We start from the raw sequence: 16,238 nt of genomic DNA, 5'->3' as shown, positions 1-16,238 counted from the left end.
GGAAATGCAGTGTTAAATCCATTGGGAACTTTGGACACGAGAGCCTGAAATGTCAAATGGCCACAGGCTTTTCATTTTCTCCCGGGCCGGGAACCTTATGTCAATAGAGCCTAAGCGCCAATAGGCCAGAATAGCTCTCTGTGATAGTCTTGGGTATTGATCTGACATTGCTAATGGGAAGCAAAAGCGTTGGCCACAACAATTTCAGAGCTTCAGAACGTTTCTGAAGCATCTTGTCGTCGGGAACAACTGGCACAATGGGTTGTCACAGTGTTATCTGGCGGACAAAGCCCTGCCTTTGATCATGGGGACCTTGATGCAGGTGCTTCAATGCCTTTACAGGCCATTGGCAGTGACGCCGGTTTTCGAAAATATTATCGGGTTAAAACCCCTCAGCGGACGCTGGTTGCCGTAGATGCTCCTCCGGCAACGGAAGATACCCGCACCTTTGTTGAGATAGCCACTCACTGGCGGGCAGGCGGGGTTCACGTTCCTGAGGTGTTTGCGGTTGATTATGAGCATGGCTTTATGCTTCAGGAGGATCTGGGGGATACGCCAATGCAGGTTTTACTGCAAGGTTCTGCCGCCAACCAGCACTATCCGCAGCTTCTGGACACCTTACTCACCGTGCAGCAACAGTTGCCTGATAACCTGCCTCCCTACGATGAAAAGCTGATCCGCCTTGAGCTGTCTCTTTATCCCCAGTGGTTTCTTGGGGCACTTATGGGATTTGATGCTGAAGATCCTCACATTATGCAGCCGCTGACGGGGCTGTTCTCCTCGCTGGTAACAACGTTTCTTGAGCAGCCAAAGGGAACGGTTCATCGTGATTACCATTCCCGAAACCTGATGCTGGCACCGGATGGCACTGTCGGGGTTATTGATTTTCAGGGAGCGCTGCATGGGCCATTGCTTTATGACGTCGTGTCTTTATTGAGGGACTGCTACATAGCCTGGCCTGAAGAAAAGATAGACTGCTGGTTATCCTCCTTTATTGCCCGTCATCCGGTGCTGGCAGATTATGACCGGGAACAGCTGAAAATCTGGTTTGATCTCACGGGTTTACAGCGTCATCTGAAATGTCTGGGGATCTTTTCCAGGTTATGGCTGCGTGATAGCAAATCCGGCTACCTGAACGATATTCCAAGAACCCTGGGGTATGTGGTGTCCATCTGCCAGCGATACCCTCAATTCAAAGCCCATGCTGAGTGGCTGCAAAAGGGCGTTGAACCTCTGGTTAAAGGGCGGCTCAAACAGGTAATGGAGGAAGCTGGCGTATGAAGGCCATGATACTTGCTGCTGGTTATGGCAAAAGACTCAGACCCATTACCCTGTCCATTCCCAAACCGCTGGTACCAGTGGCAGGAAAACCCCTGATTACCTATCATATCGAGCGGCTGGCGCAGGCTGGTTTCAGGGAGCTGGTCATTAATCATGGCTGGTTGGGAGAAAAGATTGAGGAGGCACTTGGCTCAGGTTCCGGCTGGGGGGTAACTATTCAGTATTCTCCTGAAGGTGAGCCTCTGGAAACCGGCGGTGGGATTTGTCGAGCCCTGCCGCTGCTGGCTCAAGGTCAGGCGGGCGAAAGTGATGCACCGTTTGTGGTGGTGAATGGGGATGTATATACGGATATCTGCCTGAAAAATCTGCAGCTCCCGCAAGGCATGCTGGCGCATCTGGTGATGGTCGATAATCCGGACTTCCATCCTGCAGGGGATTTTTGTCTCGACGATGGGATTCTTTTTGAGAAAGCAGCAATGCCGGAAAAAGCCGGACTGACATTCAGTGGCGTCAGCATACTATCCCCGCGATTATTTGACGGCTGTCAGCGTGGCACAGCCTTTGCCCTGGCTCCGTTATTGATTGAGGCCATGCAACAGGGCCGGGTCAGTGGCCAGTACCACCATGGTTTCTGGACGGATGTGGGTTCTGTTGAACGGCTACAGGCACTGGAAGGCTATCTTCAAAAACAGCAGCAGGACCGGCCGCAAAGCCAAAACAATCTTCAAGATCAGAGCAGGACTTCATGACCGCAATAGTAATTGGCGCGTTGGTTGGATTCATGACCGGTGGACCCTTTGGCGCTATTTTGGGCGCATTTGTGGGTTCCTGGATTAACCGGACCTATTTAGGTGGGCAGGGAGCTGCTGGCTTCGGGACTTCTGCCGCTTATCGTCAAAAAGCCCAGACCGCCTTTTTCAGGGCAACGTTTCTGGTGATGGGCCGTGTGGCAAAAGCGGACGGCCGGGTAAGTGAGTACGAAATAGAGACAGCACGAGCCATTATGGACAACATGCGCCTCTCAGAAGAGCAGCGCAGGATGGCAATAGAGCTGTTTAATGAGGGCAAGAAGCCGTCTTCCGATATTGAAGGTGCGCTTCGGTCATTTCGTGAGGTGGCCGGTGCCAGCACACTGATTCCCATGTTTCTGGAGATTCAGCTGTCGGCAGCCTATGCCGACGGTGGGTTGAGCCCTTCAGAAAAAGCGGTATTCAAGCAGGTTTGCAGTATTCTGGGGGTGGGCAACTTTGCTTTTGAGCAAATTCACAAACGGTTTATTGCCCAGAGAGAGTATTACCAGCAAGGTGGCTATCATTCCGGAGCCGGTGGCAACCGATCATCTTCAGGAATGGATCTGAAGCGGGCCTATGATGTTCTGGGCGTGTCAGACAGTGCCTCAGATGCTGAAGTCAAGAAGGCTTATCGTAAGCTGATGAGCGAACACCATCCGGATAAACTGGTGGCAAAGGGGTTGCCTGAGGAAATGATGGCGGTTGCCAAAGAAAAAACCCAGGAAATTCAGGGCGCTTATGATCAGGTTCGGGCAGCCAGGAAGGCCGCAGGATAGTTAGAATAAGCAGCTGTCTTTATGAAGATTTTGGATGGTTGCTACTTTTATACAGCCTTCAGGGGAACTTTTTCAGGGTTAAGTTGACTAAATGATCAACAGGCAAATTCTTTAACTTAATCATCTGGAGGCCGGGGCTGTGATTTATTCAAAACGTAAGCAGTATATGTACTGGTATGTTCCAGCCACTACAAGGATTGACCTTGATTCCAATCGTTCAGTGATCTATTGCTTTTCAGAGTTGCCGCGAAAGGTGAGATCAGCACTGAGAAGAAAAAAGAAGTATCTCATTTTCAAAGAAATTAATGAATTCTCCACCTCTATCGTTGAGAGGGAAGTTCAACCTTCTGTTTAATTCTTTCTATAGATTCTTTGGGTGTTCTGTCATTTTGTGGAAATAATCATAATTCCTGAAATGACTCGATAGAACTAAATCGGTTAATGAAGGTCTGATCTTTCATTGTCAGCAAGTCATCTCAAATGGGTGAAATCACGGGGTGGTGAAAGTTCGATGAATGTAACACTTAAAGTCAAATATCATTGGGACCTAAGAGATTTTTATCGTGTAGATAAACCTTACGATGGGTTTGGGGATGTAACAAAGCTAAATATATATTCAGACGAAAAAAAGGACGAAAAAAAGAAATCCCACCGTGTCTACAGTGGCCGGATTGTAAGGGCGGTATCCTGCGATCATCCTATCCTGGTCGATCCGTGCAGGGTAGGCAGTTGCCTTGTAGAAATGGATTTATCCAGCCGTTATATGGTGGTTGGCGATGCCTGGCGTGGCACTGATTTTCAAGGGATTGTCAGGAGATTAAGTGAGAAAAGTATTTACGCCTTGACTGAAGTTCAACGACATGATGTTAATGCCGTAAAACTAATGATTGAAAAAAGTTATTACACCGATGACGGTGAGTTAGAGGACACTACATTTACAGATAATCTGTCTCCGGAAAACATGGCTGAAGCGGGATTCGTATTCGTCAGGGATGGGGTCGTATGTTGCTATCATGGCTACATTGGACGTCATAAACACTATACGAATATTTCTTCAGAGTGGCATGGCTGTCAGACTTCACCAACGCTCAGGCATCAAGAGTTGTTTAATAGCCCACCTTGTATCGAGCTTAAAAAATGCCAGTTTCCGATTTTGACCACTGAGTCTGGTGAAGATGCCACTGGAGCAACTTACCGGATGCTTATTCCTGGTGGTGTTGGCGGGCACCCAAAAGTCGGTTGTAACGCAGCAATGCTGGTGACTAACAAAAATCATGAGTTACCGGTAATGGATAGAGAAACCGCACAGCACGAAGTGTTGCTGGTAATCATTGACACACTGAAGAAAAAGATCAGGAACAGGGTTGAGAAAAGTAATATCGGTATTCCGGACTTCACCCAACAGGCTCAGCAGTTGATATACCTTGAACATTTTATCCCCTTATTCGGGAAACTTCAGCTGGCTACAGAGCGATTGATCATGCTGATGAATCGGGTTCAATTGCAGTTGGCAGATAAAGATGACAAGGATACGATCAGAAAAAAAACAGATGAGATTGCTGAAGCTCTGAAAGTGGATGGCATTAAAAAAGAAATGGGCAAAATTATTGAGGCAATCACTGATTATGAAAAGGCAAACTTTTTGTCAGTTATGACTAAATACCCTGCATATCTAAAGCGTGTGGGTAATATTGATGGTATGCCTGGTCTCGATATTGTCGAGCAAGAGCTGGTTAAATTGAGCGAAACTTATTCCGAACATTTTTTTCAGGATGGTTTTTTTAACAGGGTTATCAACACTTCGGATTTTGACGATTTATTTGCTAAATTTCAGCACCTTTTCTGGAACAGATCAGACGACAATAAATTAATTGTTGATATAACGGCTTCCCGAAGTGAACTTTTGAAAAGCATAAATGCGGTTCACGAAAAGGTCGAAGAGCTGTTAACAATCTACCTGGAGGCCTGTAAAAGCAATGTTTCTGTTGATTCAGGCAATCCTGCTCAAACTTTGCAAAGCCCCCTGTTAGGTGAGATTGTACCCGATTGGCTCAAACCGGCATCCCTTGCTAGTGGTCAAACATCTATTGCCCGGGGAAAAACAAAAAATGCTTTTCGACTGCCCAACTGCTGCATAACCGGCTGGTTGACTGATGCGAACCACGTCCTTCACCGTCATTTACCACCCTGATTTCTGGTCACTCTGCACAGTGAAAATATCAAGCTGTTGAGGGCTTGCAGAGAAGTATTGCTTTGAATAAGGATATTGTATTGCGCCAGATCGGTTGCGAGTGTTTTTACCAGGCTGTTGACGCCTGAACGCATGACATTACTCATCACCAGAATATCGATGGGTTCCTTTACGGCGGAGGAGGTCAGGGTAAGAATGCTGCCGCCGTTTACTTTAAGCGCAGGCAGCGTTGCCCTGATCAGTCGTATGGCGCTCATCAGCGTCAATTCAAAAGCAGCCTGCCAGGCTTGATCATCAAACTCTTCAAAGAATCCCGGTGCCGGGCCTCCGGCATTGATGACCAGCCCATCGATATGAAAACTTTGTTTTGAATACCAAGATCCATACGATGAAACTCCTGTATTTATTTTCGACGCACTTATGGCTTATGAGGCCGGGCAAGATACTCTGTAGACTGCATCTCCTGCAGACGACTGCGCGTTCTCTTGAACTCAAACGACAGAGTACCACTGGCATAGAGTGCTTCAAGATGAACTTCACAGGATAAAATAAGTTTTACGCCACGGTCATAGAACTCGTCAATCAGATTGATGAAACGACGGGCCTGATCATTCCGGTTGGCATCAAACTGAGGGACATCCTGAACAATGACTGAATGGTACAGGCAGGCAAGCTCGATATAGTCATTCTGGCTGCGGGGGCCATCGCACAGATCCGTAAAGGTAAACCAGGCCACATCTCTGCCTGACTTTACGGTGTTAATCGGGCGTCCTGATATTTCGATGCTCTGGCCCGACTCAATATGTTCCGGGTCAGCAGCCAGCTCTGAAAATATCCGCTCCAGCTTTTCATGGTTGGCTTTATTGAGGGGGCAATAGTAGGTTTCAGCTTTTTCCAGAAGACGCAGGCGATAGTCAATATTGCCATCAACATTCACCACCAGGGTGTGCTTTTTAATCAGGTCGATGGCCGGAAGGAAGCGGGCCCTTTGCAGTCCATCGCTGTAGAGAAGGTCGGGGTCCACATTCGATGTGGCGACCAGGGTGACGCCCCGCTGAAACAGCTGATCCATCAAACCGGCCAGAATCATGGCGTCCGTGATGTCGGAAACAAAGAACTCATCAAAGCAGATGATCCTTGCTTCTTTGGAAAGACGTTCAGCGACGCTTGATAGCGGGTTTTTCTGCCCCTCCAGTGTCTTAAGCTCGGCATGCACCCGGCGCATAAAGTGGTGGAAGTGCATGCGCAGCTTATCCTGAAAGGGCAGGCAGTGATAAAAGGTGTCCATAAGCCAGGTTTTACCCCGGCCAACGCCCCCCCAGAAATAGAGGCCACGTAATGGCTCACGGGGCTTGCCGAGGGCACCTTTGATCTTCTTGAGGAGTGATCCCCCGGGTGGTTGGATCAGCTGTTCATAGAGGTTTTGCAAGTGTTTTACCGCCTCAGCCTGGGCCGGGTCCCTGCTAAAACCTTTTTGGGTGATATCCCTGTGATAACAAGCTTGCGGGGTCATAATCAAATACTGGATAAAGGAGCGCTGCTTATTGTTTTCATATTTGCCAACGGGGCAAAAGCTGTCAATGTAACTGGACTCCGGTCAGGTGGCAAGGCTTGCTGAACTGAACCTTTTCAGGCCGGGTTCGGTCATTATAGGCTTTGATGTTCTTTTATCACTCTTTGACGAAAGCAACTATACAAAGTAAGTGGTGGACAAAGTCTGCGAGTTTTGATCGAATCTGGCTTTTGCCGGTATGGGCTAGGCCAACTTCAATGGAATCTATACAATCTGTTTATAGGCAGGCGCTAAAGCACATGGCGTTGTGATTTAATGACAAGGGCGCGGGCCCCACTGAGTGAGGCGATACTGTGGAAAACATGAACGTACTTTGGTTTATCGGTAGTCTGGCGTTTCTGACGGGGATTCTGTGTGGTGCGCTCGTTTACCATTTACTGTCCGGTGCAAAATCCCGTAACGGCAGGCTGGAGAGTCAGCTGGATGAACTTCAGCAGGAATTCAAAGAGTACCAGGAGCGTGTGGGAGATCACTTCACCACATCAGCCCACCTGATCAATAAACTGACCGATACCTACCGGGATGTCCATGAGCATCTGGCCAATGGTGCGGAAGCGCTCTGTAAGGATGAAGAAGTCCGCAACCGGCTTGGCGACTCCCTGTTAAGCAGTAACGCACTGCTGTCCGGGAAGATTCATAAGCGTCGTAATGAACGCACGCCCCCCCTGGAGCAGCCCAAGGACTATGCGCCTAAATCCAGCCCTGATGAACAGGGAGCGTTGGCTGAAGAGTACGGTTACGGTGAGTCAGCGAAAGAAGGAACCACCACCGATAAATAAACGGTGACTTACAGGCTTCCTGGCGAAGAAGCCTGTAGCCACTCTATTTAAGCTTCCAGGGCATCCAGATACTTCTCGGCATCCAATGCTGCCATGCAGCCAGTACCGGCAGAGGTAATCGCCTGGCGATAGATATGATCCATAACATCCCCGGCGGCAAAAACTCCCTCTTTTGACGTCAGTGTGGCATTGCCTGCCAGACCGCTATTCACCCGTATATAGCCATCTTTCATGTCCAGCTGACCGGCAAAAATACCGGTATTTGGCGTATGGCCAATGGCGATAAAGCAGCCCATTGCGGATATTTCTTCAGATTCACCACTTAGCACATTTTTAACCCGGACGCCGGTGACCCCCATGTCGTCGCCCAGAACTTCATCCAGAACAGAGTCAAGAACCAGTTTGATATTGCCGTTCTGCACGCGATCCATCAATTTGTCCTGAAGGATCTTTTCTGAGCGAAATTGCTGGCGTCGATGAATCACGGTAACGGTTCTGGCAATGTTAGAGAGATAGAGTGCTTCTTCCACCGCCGTGTTGCCGCCACCGACCACGACCACATCTTTATTTTTATAAAAGAATCCATCACAGGTTGCGCAGGCAGACACCCCTTTACCCTTGAAGGCTTCTTCACTGTCCAGGCCCAGATAGCGTGCGCTGGCTCCGGTGGCGATAATCAGGGCGTCGCAGGTATACGTGTGGCTGCCTTTCAGGGTGTAGGGCTTTTGGCTGAAATCCACTTCTTCGATATGATCAAAAATAATTTCAGTACCAAAGCGTTTGGCGTGGGCTTCCATCTCCATCATCAGGCCGGGGCCCTGAAGCCCTTCCTGTCCACCTGGCCAGTTATCGACATCCGTTGTGGTGGTCAGCTGGCCCCCCTGTTGCATGCCGGTAATCATGACCGGATTGAGATTGGCCCTGGCGGCATAGACAGCGGCGGTATAGCCCGCAGGCCCGGAACCAAGAATTAACAGGCGGGAGTGTCTGGTTATGCTCATTATGTACTCCATTAATAAGGGGTAATGATTAAATGGCCTTATAATAGCTATAGCCTTTGAGCCATGGCAATTGGCAAAAATTATGGGTCTTATTGTCTGTCCCTATTGCTCAAGAGAAAAGCACAAGAGAAGAAAACAAGAGAAATAGCTGATGCTGGTGTAATATTTCGGTTTCTGGCAAGCATTAACAATAAAGTGATGATACATAATACCCCTGCATCAGGCCCCGGTTACTTTATCCAGGGACTGAAAATGATTTTACTGCCACAATTGCGATGGTTTGTTTTGATTCCGCTGGTCATTAATATCCTGGTGTTTTCCGGGATTATTTATTGGGCATCGGGCCATTTCTCTCTGTGGATGGAGCAACTCACCGGCTGGATGCCAGAGTGGCTGGCGTTTCTGGAGTATCTGCTATGGCCGCTGTTTTTTCTGGCCCTGGCGGCCGTGATGTTTTTTACCTTTACCATTATCGGGAATTTTATTGCGGCCCCGTTTAATGCACTGTTGGCGGAAAAAGTGCAGCGAATGGAAGGCGCTGAGCTGCCTGATCTTAAATTGTCTGACTGGCTGACAATTGTGCCGAGAAGTATTGGCCGGGAGTTGCGCAAACTGTTGTATTTCCTGCCCCGGGCAATCGTGCTGCTGATACTGTCTTTTGTTCCGGTGCTGGGATTGGTGTTGTGGTTTTTATTCAATGGCTGGATGATGGCTATCCAGTACTGTGACTATGCAGCGGATAACCGGGGTGTCTCATTTTCCGACATGTTATCACGATTGAAACCAAAGCTATCAACGTCGTGGCCTTTTGGTGCGGTTGTTAACCTGGCCATGTTGATACCGTTGATCAATTTGCTGATTATTCCTGCTGCGGTCGTTGGTGCAACGCTGTTGTGGGAACGGGAAATAGAGCAGCCTGTTACTGCAGGGTGACTGGATTTTTTATATAGGCAAGGAGTGGGTTTAATGAGTTGTCTTTTCTGTAAAATTGCTGAGGGCGATATTCCCGCAGATAAAGTATTTGAAGATGATCAGGTAGTGGCCTTCAGGGATATTAACCCGGCGGCTCCAACCCATATTCTGGTCATTCCCAAAAAGCATATTGCGACCATGAATGACGCTGTAGCAGAAGACCAGTCACTGCTGGGCAAGATGATGCTGGTGGCAAAAGACATCGCGGCCAGCGAAGGGGTAAGTGAGGATGGCTTTCGCCTGGCCGTGAATACCAACAGCCAAGGTGGGCAGTCGGTCTACCATATACACCTGCATTTGCTGGCGGGACGTCAAATGCAGTGGCCGCCGGGTTAAACAGAAGAGGGCCACAAAGACACAAAGTTGTTTTGATCCAGGTTCAGCAAACAAAAAAGGCTTCCTTCGTGTCTTTGTGGTTTAAATCCTCTACTCGGTTTCGATAATCTCGTAACTGTGGGTGATTTCAACACCACCTTTGCCTAGCATATGGGCAACCGAGCAGTATTTTTCGGCGGATAAGTTTACGGCACGTTCCACCTGGGATGCTTTGATCTTGCTGCCTTTCACCACAAAAGACAGATGTATTCTGGTAAATACGGCGGGAATGGCATCAGCACGTTCGGATTCAATGTCCACATGGCAGCTGGTCACTTTCTGACGCGCTTTTTCCAGGATATTAACCACGTCCACCGAAGAACAGCCACCTAAACCCATCAGCACCATCTCCATGGGGCTCGGTGCGCTCTTATGGTGTTTATCGGCATCCATAACGATGGAGTTGCCACTGTCGGTCAGTCCCAGAAAACGCTGGTTATCAACCCACTTGACTTGTGCCTTCATTTGAAATTCCTGTTCTCGTTTGACTGTTTCTATTTGGGGGCAATTCTAAAGCCTTTGCGTCAAAACAGCCATTCAATCAGAATTCTGTATTCTTCGTAACAGCACCCATTCATCGAATAGTGCCAAGACAGTCAAGAAAAGTTTGCGGTATGATGTGACCAAAACAAGGCAGTTGTGGTGAAAAGATGTTGGCAAAGAATTTACCTGTCAGACCAGCCTCCGGAGTAAAACACTTTTTGTCTGTTTTTTTGGACATGTGCTCCCGGAAAAACTATCCGGCCAGAAGTACCATACTCTGTGCCGGTGACACTTCAGAGACCCTTTATTACATCGTCAAGGGTGCTGTATCCGTGGTTATCGAAGACGATGATGGTCGTGAGATGATCGTCGCCTATCTGAATCAGGGGGACTTTTTTGGAGAAATGGGTCTTTTCGACGAGGATCAGCAGGAACGCAGCGCCTGGGTTAAGGCCAAGACCGCCTGTGAGGTAGCGGAAATCAGTTACCGGCAGTTCCGGGATCTGGTGCAGAAAGAACCCGAGATTCTGATGATGCTGTCTGGCCAGATGGCTGCCCGTTTGAAGGATACCACCCGGAAGATGGGGGATCTGGCATTTCTCGATGTTACCGGCCGGGTGGCCAGAACCTTGCTGGATTTATGCCGTCAACCCGATGCCATGACGCACCCTGATGGGATGCAGATCAAAATAACCCGTCAGGAAATTGGTCGTATTGTCGGTTGCTCCCGTGAAATGGTTGGACGGGTTCTGAAAAGCCTTGAGACCCAGGGGCTTGTTTCGGTAAAAGGAAAAACCATGGTTGTGTTTGGCACCCGTTAGAATAGCCGAAACAATCAGCCCTTGTTGAGTGTCATTGAAACCTATACTGAGGCTTATATGTTTTCTCAGGGGTTTCATAACATGGTTAATAAAGGTATCAGGTTCCTGGCTCTGCCGATCGCACTATCTGCTTTGCTGTCTGGGTGTTCAAATAATACGGGTCAGGGTGAAGGCAAGGTAGAGGAAAAGCTGGAAGTTGCGATGTTTCAGGTGACTCCGGCAGGTAATGGGCCAACAATAGGCAACATATTTATACATCATGCTGACGATGATGATGTCACCAAAGGGATTAGACTGCAGCCGGCACTGCATGATCTGCCACCCGGGAAGCATGGCTTTCATGTTCATGAAAACCCCTCCTGTGAGCCAGGAGAAAAAGGTGGCCAGAGCGTTGCTGCCCTGGCCGCAGGTGATCACTATGACCCAAACAGCACCGGTCATCACGAGGGGCCCGAAGGTCACGGGCATTCAGGGGATTTGCCGGTATTAATGGTTGATGAATATGGAAACGCGGTCAGCCCTGTTGTAGCACCTCGACTTTCACTCTCTGAACTGAAGGGGCGTTCACTGGTGATTCATGCTGGTTCCGATAACTATTCTGACAACCCTCCCCTGGGTGGCGGTGGTGCCAGAATAGCCTGTGGGATTATTCAATAGTTGACGTGATAAAGATTGGCCACCCCTCTCAGGGCGGCCTTTAATCATAAGTAACTGCCAAACAATCCGCTGAGCGCTTCTCCCGGATCTTCCTGGCGCATAAAAGCCTCACCCACCAGAAAGCTTTTCACATTGTGCGAGACCATGGATTCCACATCCTGCTTTGTGTGTATACCACTTTCCGTAACCACCAGCCGACCATCAGGAATCCGGTTCAGCAACTCAAACGTGTTATTCAGACTGACTTCAAACGTATGCAGATTGCGATTGTTGATGCCGAGAATAGCGCCTGATATTGGCAACGCTCTTGCCAGCTCATCGGCCCCGTGTACCTCAACCAGAACGTCCATTCCAAGGGACTGTGCCAGCTCATTAAACTCTCTGAGCTGTTGGTCAGACAGTGCGGAGACAATCAGCAGGATACAGTCAGCACCAATCATCCGGGCTTCATATATCTGATACGGGTCGACCATAAAGTCTTTACGTAGTACAGGCAGAGAGCAGGCATCTCGAGCAGCCTGTAAAAAGCGATCACTCCCCTGAAAAAAATCCTGGTCCGTCAACACGGACAGGCAGCAGGCTCCGGAGCGTTCGTAGCTTCTGGCGATGTCAGCAGGCTCAAAGTGTTCCCGAATAACACCTTTACTGGGAGAGGCTTTTTTGATTTCCGCAATGATGGCGGCCTGTTGCTTTTCCACCCGTAACAGCAGGTTGCGGGCGAAGCCCCGTGTTGGGGTGTTTTGTTCGGCCAGCGTTTTCACTTCATCAAGCGGCCTGATATTGCGGCGCTCAGAAACTTCTTCATGCTTCCGTGCAATGATTTTATTCAGAATCGTCGGTAGCGACATGAATTGGATCCTCACACTGACCAGGTGGCTGCTTCTGCAGAAAAAACGCGGGTGAAGCTGGCCAGCTCTTTCATTTTCTCCAGCGCCAGGCCGCTATCGATAGCGTCCCGGGCCATCAGAATACCTTCCTCAAGGCCACCGGCAACCCCCGAAAGATAGATAGCGGTACCGGCATTCAGGGCGATCATGCTGGCAGCTTTTTCAGCGTGTTTTCCCTCCTGTTTACCGAGGGCGTCTTTGATCAGCGCCAGTGATTCATCACTGTCTTTTACATCCAGCCCGATCAGGCTTTGGGAGTTGATATTGAAATCTTCCGGTGTCAGGGTGTATTCGCGGATGTTGCCATCCTTCAGCTCAGCAACGTGAGTGGCACTGGCAATACTGATTTCATCCAGTCCATCGACGGAGTGCACCACCATAACATGCCCATTGCCCAGTTCACGCAGTACTTCAGCCATAGGGCGGCATAGCTCCCGGTTAAAGACACCAATCAGCAGATTTTTTACGTTAGCCGGGTTGGACATCGGCCCAAGAATATTAAACAGAGTACGAATACCCAGCGCCCGGCGCACACCGACCACATTTTTCATGGCTGAGTGGTGGGCTGGTGCAAACATAAAGCCGACCCCCACCTCAGTAATGCAGCGGGCCACCTGATCAGGGCTGATATCCAAGTTGACACCAGCCTGCTCCAGAAGATCGGCACTACCGCTTGAGCTGGAAACCCCACGGTTGCCGTGTTTTGCCACTTTGGCACCGGCAGCCGCACAGACAAATGCCGACGCTGTCGAGACGTTGAACAGGTGGGCTCCATCCCCGCCGGTACCGACAATATCCACCAGGTGCCCAGTGTTAACCTCAACCCGGGTAGCCAGCTGTCGCATAACCATGGCCGCCCCGGTGATCTCTTCAATGCTCTCACTTTTCATCCGCATGCCCGTCAGAAAAGCCGCAATCTGGCTGTCACTGCACTGGCCTGTCATGATCTGTTGCATGACCTCGACCATTTCATCCCGGCTCAGGTCAAGATGTTGTACGACCCGGTTGATGGCTTCTTTTATCTGCATGTCTTCATTCCCTTAGCTCAATGGTTATATGGACTGTTTGAGAAAATTGGCCAGAAGGTCATGTCCCTGTTCGGTCATAATGGACTCCGGATGAAACTGCACGCCCTCAACGGGCAGTTCTTTGTGGCGAACGCCCATGATCTCGTCATTGCTGCCGTCGGCAAATTGCGTCCATGCGGTGACCTCAAGACAATCAGGAAGACTCTCTTTATCAATCACCAGTGAGTGGTAACGGGTTGTGGTGACCGGGTTGGCCAGTCCCTGAAACACCCCGAAATCCTGATGGAAGACCGGGGAAACTTTCCCGTGCATCACCTGTCGGGCACGAACAATCCTGCCGCCATACACCTGGCCAATGCTCTGATGGCCAAGACAGACTCCCAGGATCGGAACCTTACCCTGAAAATGTCGTATAACATCCATGGATATGCCAGCTTCGTTTGGCGTGCACGGGCCCGGAGAAATAACGATATGGTCTGGCTTTAGCGTTTCGATGTCATCAATGGTGATGTGATCGTTCCTGTGGACATCGACAGTAGCCCCCAGTTCCGAGAAGTATTGAACCAGGTTAAAGGTGAATGAGTCGTAGTTGTCGATCATTAACAGCATCAGTGTTTCATCCCTTTAATGAATCCGGTTTGGGCCATGGCTACCGCACGAAACATTGCACGCCCTTTATTCATGGTTTCTTGCCATTCCAGGTCAGGGCTGGAGTCAGCAACAATACCGGCACCGGCCTGAATATGGAGCTGCCGGTCTTTGATAACCGCTGTTCTGATGGCAATAGCGGTGTCCATATTGCCGTTCCAGGCCAGGTAGCCCACTGCGCCGCCATAGACCCCCCGTTTTACCGGCTCCATTTCATCGATGATTTCCATGGCCCGTACTTTGGGTGCCCCGCTTAACGTCCCTGCGGGTAGCGTAGCTTTTAGTACATCCAGGGCATCCAGTCCACTTTTCAGTTCGCCCGTCACATGGGAGACAATGTGCATAACGTGGGAGTAGCGCTCGATGACCATCTTGTCCGTCAGTTTTACTGAGCCTGTGGTTGCTACACGTCCAACGTCGTTTCTTCCCAGGTCGATCAGCATCAGGTGTTCTGCCAGCTCTTTGGGGTCATTGAGCAGCTCCTGTTCGAGCGCTTTATCTTTCTCTTCGGTATCACCGCGTTTTCGGGTGCCGGCAATGGGCCTTACGGTCACCTCACCATCTTCCAGCCGGGCCAGAATTTCAGGAGAAGAGCCCACCACATGAAAATCCCCCAGATCCATGTAGTACATGTAGGGGGAAGGGTTGGTGCTTCGCAGAGCCCGGTAAAGATTCAGCGGTGAACTGTCATAGGGGATCGACATTCTCTGGGAGAGAACCACCTGCATTGCGTCGCCTGCCAGAATGTAATCCCGAATAGCGCCAACGGAATCTTTGAAGGCTTCTTCGCCAAAGCCTGATTGAAAATCACCTTCACAGGCGGGGTTCAGAGAGGCCTGGACCGGAGGTTGAATGTGGCTGGTTTGCAGCTGGCGTACAAGGTTGTCCAGGCGGGATTGTGCTTTTTCCAGCGCGGCTGGCTGGTCAGGGTCCGCATGGGTAATCAGGATCAGTTTGCCACTGAGGTTGTCGAATACCACCAGTTCGTCAGACACCATTAACAGGATGTCCGGTGTATGCAGTTCGTCCTTCGGGGCGCTTTGTGCCAGTTTGGGCTCAATGTAGCGAATCGTATCGTAACCAAAATAACCCACCAGGCCGCCGGTGAATCTGGGCAGTTCCGGCAACTCCGGCACTTGATAACGTTGCTGGAATGCCTTGATAAACGCCAGTGGGTCGCTGGTGGTGTGTTCTTCGACAATCTGGCCATCGGTTTCGATCTGAATACGATCGCCATTGACCCGGAGCAAGGTGCGACAGGGCAGGCCAATCATCGAGTAGCGGCCCCACTTTTCACCGCCCTCCACGGACTCCAGCAGGTAGGAGTAGCGGCCATTGGCGAGCTTGAGATAGGTGGTTAATGGTGTGTCCAGGTCTGCCAGAATCTCACGTACAACGGGGATGCGGTTGTATCCTTCTCTGGTCAGACGCGTAAACGCTTCAGGCGTCATAGCAGCTCTCTCGAATAAGCTAACAGGATTATTGATTGAAATTATCTATGTTTGGCAACAACCATGTTGCCGTTGGGCTAAGTGAAATTGGCAGGCCTATGGCCAGCGCCAGGAGGCAGTGTGGAGGGAAGTTGAAGACAAGGAAGTATCGGAACAGCCGTTATGGTCGTTGTATCTGAGTCGAAAGCGATGTTGGTGAAAATGGTCTTGGCTTTGACAGGGCTTCACAGCAAACTCCGTACCAGGGCAGGATTTATCCAGACTCTTTAGTACTGCTTTATGTCATTATGATCTGCGCTAAGGGTATATGACTACAGGGGCTATTGCAAATCAGCGAGTATGCTGCCCCGGTTGGGGGCCCGAAGATGAAAGTGCATCGGGCGGGGCAATCAGTGTATCTGGATTTGAGCATGGGTTGCGTATGGCTTTGATATTGATCTTTTCCTGAAATCAGTGGTCAAAGGGCTGCTTGATATGAATCTACAGCCGATGATGTTTTCCCCAGGCTTGATATCTATCCAAAG

At 49.8% G+C, this 16,238-nt stretch carries 17 protein-coding genes; 9 read left to right on the top strand and 8 right to left on the bottom strand.

Annotation, left to right across the window (positions count from 1 at the left end):
* Positions 1-189 precede the first annotated feature (189 nt).
* The 4 genes from ACO6VE_RS15280 (at position 190) to ACO6VE_RS15265 (ending at position 5,039) form a co-directional block, all read left to right on the top strand.
* Positions 190-1,281 carry an aminoglycoside phosphotransferase family protein gene (locus ACO6VE_RS15280; RefSeq protein ID WP_422462131.1) on the top strand — a complete coding sequence of 364 codons (1,092 nt, stop codon included), beginning with the start codon at positions 190-192 and terminating at the stop codon, positions 1,279-1,281.
* The gene (gene murU, locus ACO6VE_RS15275) at positions 1,278-2,030 is read left to right on the top strand and encodes an N-acetylmuramate alpha-1-phosphate uridylyltransferase MurU (RefSeq protein WP_422462130.1); all 753 of its coding nucleotides are present in this window, start codon (positions 1,278-1,280) and stop codon (positions 2,028-2,030) included. Before ACO6VE_RS15280 ends, murU begins: the two co-directional genes overlap by 4 nt.
* Positions 2,027-2,848 (top strand): co-chaperone DjlA, encoded by an 822-nt coding sequence (gene djlA / locus ACO6VE_RS15270; RefSeq protein WP_422446765.1) that lies wholly within the window; start codon positions 2,027-2,029, stop codon positions 2,846-2,848. The genes murU and djlA overlap by 4 nt, the downstream gene beginning before the upstream one ends.
* 511 nt (positions 2,849-3,359) lie before the next feature.
* A complete protein-coding gene (locus ACO6VE_RS15265) occupies positions 3,360-5,039 on the top strand; it encodes a hypothetical protein (protein WP_422462128.1) in 1,680 nt (559 codons plus the stop codon).
* Here the strand turns inward: ACO6VE_RS15265 and ACO6VE_RS15260 are convergent.
* Both ACO6VE_RS15260 and zapE read right to left on the bottom strand, forming a co-directional pair.
* Positions 5,024-5,446 carry an SDR family NAD(P)-dependent oxidoreductase gene (locus tag ACO6VE_RS15260; RefSeq protein ID WP_422447917.1) on the bottom strand — a complete coding sequence of 141 codons (423 nt, stop codon included), beginning with the start codon at positions 5,444-5,446 and terminating at the stop codon, positions 5,024-5,026. The genes ACO6VE_RS15265 and ACO6VE_RS15260 overlap by 16 nt on opposite strands.
* A gap of 11 nt (positions 5,447-5,457) precedes the next feature.
* On the bottom strand, positions 5,458-6,552 hold the full coding sequence (gene zapE, locus ACO6VE_RS15255; RefSeq protein WP_422446761.1) for a cell division protein ZapE: 1,095 nt from the start codon (positions 6,550-6,552) through the stop codon (positions 5,458-5,460).
* Positions 6,553-6,914: 362 nt separating this feature from the next.
* On the opposite strand from zapE, the gene ACO6VE_RS15250 reads away from it, so the two are divergent.
* Positions 6,915-7,391: a YhcB family protein gene (locus ACO6VE_RS15250; RefSeq protein ID WP_101745134.1), complete on the top strand. Its 477-nt coding sequence runs from the start codon at positions 6,915-6,917 to the stop codon at positions 7,389-7,391.
* 47 nt (positions 7,392-7,438) lie between these two features.
* On the opposite strand, the gene trxB is transcribed toward ACO6VE_RS15250, so the two are convergent.
* The gene (gene trxB, locus ACO6VE_RS15245) at positions 7,439-8,392 is read right to left on the bottom strand and encodes a thioredoxin-disulfide reductase (RefSeq protein WP_422446759.1); all 954 of its coding nucleotides are present in this window, start codon (positions 8,390-8,392) and stop codon (positions 7,439-7,441) included.
* Positions 8,393-8,590: 198 nt separating this feature from the next.
* Between trxB and cysZ the strand changes: the two genes are divergently transcribed.
* Entirely contained in the window at positions 8,591-9,325 is a 735-nt protein-coding gene (gene cysZ, locus ACO6VE_RS15240; RefSeq protein ID WP_422462152.1) for a sulfate transporter CysZ, read from the top strand.
* Between the two features lie 33 nt (positions 9,326-9,358).
* Positions 9,359-9,700: a histidine triad nucleotide-binding protein gene (locus ACO6VE_RS15235; protein ID WP_422446755.1), complete on the top strand. Its 342-nt coding sequence runs from the start codon at positions 9,359-9,361 to the stop codon at positions 9,698-9,700.
* A 90-nt stretch (positions 9,701-9,790) separates the two neighbouring features.
* On the opposite strand, the gene ACO6VE_RS15230 is transcribed toward ACO6VE_RS15235, so the two are convergent.
* Positions 9,791-10,204: an OsmC family protein gene (locus tag ACO6VE_RS15230; protein ID WP_422462126.1), complete on the bottom strand. Its 414-nt coding sequence runs from the start codon at positions 10,202-10,204 to the stop codon at positions 9,791-9,793.
* Between the two features lie 185 nt (positions 10,205-10,389).
* Between ACO6VE_RS15230 and crp the strand changes: the two genes are divergently transcribed.
* Together crp and sodC are read left to right on the top strand one after the other, a co-directional pair.
* The gene (crp, locus tag ACO6VE_RS15225) at positions 10,390-11,043 is read left to right on the top strand and encodes a cAMP-activated global transcriptional regulator CRP (RefSeq protein WP_422462124.1); all 654 of its coding nucleotides are present in this window, start codon (positions 10,390-10,392) and stop codon (positions 11,041-11,043) included.
* A gap of 81 nt (positions 11,044-11,124) precedes the next feature.
* Entirely contained in the window at positions 11,125-11,700 is a 576-nt protein-coding gene (gene sodC, locus ACO6VE_RS15220) for a superoxide dismutase [Cu-Zn] SodC (protein ID WP_422446749.1), read from the top strand.
* Positions 11,701-11,744: 44 nt separating this feature from the next.
* On the opposite strand, the gene trpC is transcribed toward sodC, so the two are convergent.
* The 4 genes from trpC to trpE are packed head-to-tail and all read right to left on the bottom strand — an operon-like array spanning position 11,745 to position 15,714.
* Positions 11,745-12,548: an indole-3-glycerol phosphate synthase TrpC gene (gene trpC / locus ACO6VE_RS15215; protein WP_422462122.1), complete on the bottom strand. Its 804-nt coding sequence runs from the start codon at positions 12,546-12,548 to the stop codon at positions 11,745-11,747.
* Between the two features lie 11 nt (positions 12,549-12,559).
* Positions 12,560-13,615 carry an anthranilate phosphoribosyltransferase gene (trpD, locus tag ACO6VE_RS15210; protein WP_422446745.1) on the bottom strand — a complete coding sequence of 352 codons (1,056 nt, stop codon included), beginning with the start codon at positions 13,613-13,615 and terminating at the stop codon, positions 12,560-12,562.
* A 24-nt stretch (positions 13,616-13,639) separates the two neighbouring features.
* Positions 13,640-14,224, bottom strand: a complete 585-nt coding sequence (locus ACO6VE_RS15205) for an anthranilate synthase component II (RefSeq protein ID WP_422446743.1) — start codon at positions 14,222-14,224, stop codon at positions 13,640-13,642.
* Positions 14,224-15,714 carry an anthranilate synthase component I gene (gene trpE, locus ACO6VE_RS15200; RefSeq protein WP_422446741.1) on the bottom strand — a complete coding sequence of 497 codons (1,491 nt, stop codon included), beginning with the start codon at positions 15,712-15,714 and terminating at the stop codon, positions 14,224-14,226. The genes ACO6VE_RS15205 and trpE overlap by 1 nt, the downstream gene beginning before the upstream one ends.
* Positions 15,715-16,238 lie beyond the last annotated feature (524 nt).

This window comes from Endozoicomonas sp. ALB115, assembly GCF_049310245.1.
Classification (GTDB): Bacteria; Pseudomonadota; Gammaproteobacteria; order Pseudomonadales; family Endozoicomonadaceae; genus Endozoicomonas.
Note: the sequence above shows the minus strand (reverse complement) of the source record. Positions and strands in the feature narration are given on the sequence as shown.

Excerpts from the sequence above, each read along its gene's own strand:
- murU (WP_422462130.1), top strand. The coding sequence starts at position 1,278 with ATGAAGGCCATGATACTTGCTGCTGGTTATGGCAAAAGACTCAGACCC.
- djlA (WP_422446765.1), top strand. The coding sequence starts at position 2,027 with ATGACCGCAATAGTAATTGGCGCGTTGGTTGGATTCATGACCGGTGGA.
- ACO6VE_RS15265 (WP_422462128.1), top strand. The coding sequence starts at position 3,360 with ATGAATGTAACACTTAAAGTCAAATATCATTGGGACCTAAGAGATTTT.
- zapE (WP_422446761.1), bottom strand. The coding sequence starts at position 6,552 with ATGACCCCGCAAGCTTGTTATCACAGGGATATCACCCAAAAAGGTTTT.
- ACO6VE_RS15250 (WP_101745134.1), top strand. The coding sequence starts at position 6,915 with ATGAACGTACTTTGGTTTATCGGTAGTCTGGCGTTTCTGACGGGGATT.
- trxB (WP_422446759.1), bottom strand. The coding sequence starts at position 8,392 with ATGAGCATAACCAGACACTCCCGCCTGTTAATTCTTGGTTCCGGGCCT.
- cysZ (WP_422462152.1), top strand. The coding sequence starts at position 8,591 with ATGATACATAATACCCCTGCATCAGGCCCCGGTTACTTTATCCAGGGA.
- ACO6VE_RS15235 (WP_422446755.1), top strand. The coding sequence starts at position 9,359 with ATGAGTTGTCTTTTCTGTAAAATTGCTGAGGGCGATATTCCCGCAGAT.
- ACO6VE_RS15230 (WP_422462126.1), bottom strand. The coding sequence starts at position 10,204 with ATGAAGGCACAAGTCAAGTGGGTTGATAACCAGCGTTTTCTGGGACTG.
- crp (WP_422462124.1), top strand. The coding sequence starts at position 10,390 with ATGTTGGCAAAGAATTTACCTGTCAGACCAGCCTCCGGAGTAAAACAC.
- sodC (WP_422446749.1), top strand. The coding sequence starts at position 11,125 with ATGGTTAATAAAGGTATCAGGTTCCTGGCTCTGCCGATCGCACTATCT.
- trpC (WP_422462122.1), bottom strand. The coding sequence starts at position 12,548 with ATGTCGCTACCGACGATTCTGAATAAAATCATTGCACGGAAGCATGAA.
- trpD (WP_422446745.1), bottom strand. The coding sequence starts at position 13,615 with ATGCAGATAAAAGAAGCCATCAACCGGGTCGTACAACATCTTGACCTG.
- ACO6VE_RS15205 (WP_422446743.1), bottom strand. The coding sequence starts at position 14,224 with ATGCTGTTAATGATCGACAACTACGACTCATTCACCTTTAACCTGGTT.
- trpE (WP_422446741.1), bottom strand. The coding sequence starts at position 15,714 with ATGACGCCTGAAGCGTTTACGCGTCTGACCAGAGAAGGATACAACCGC.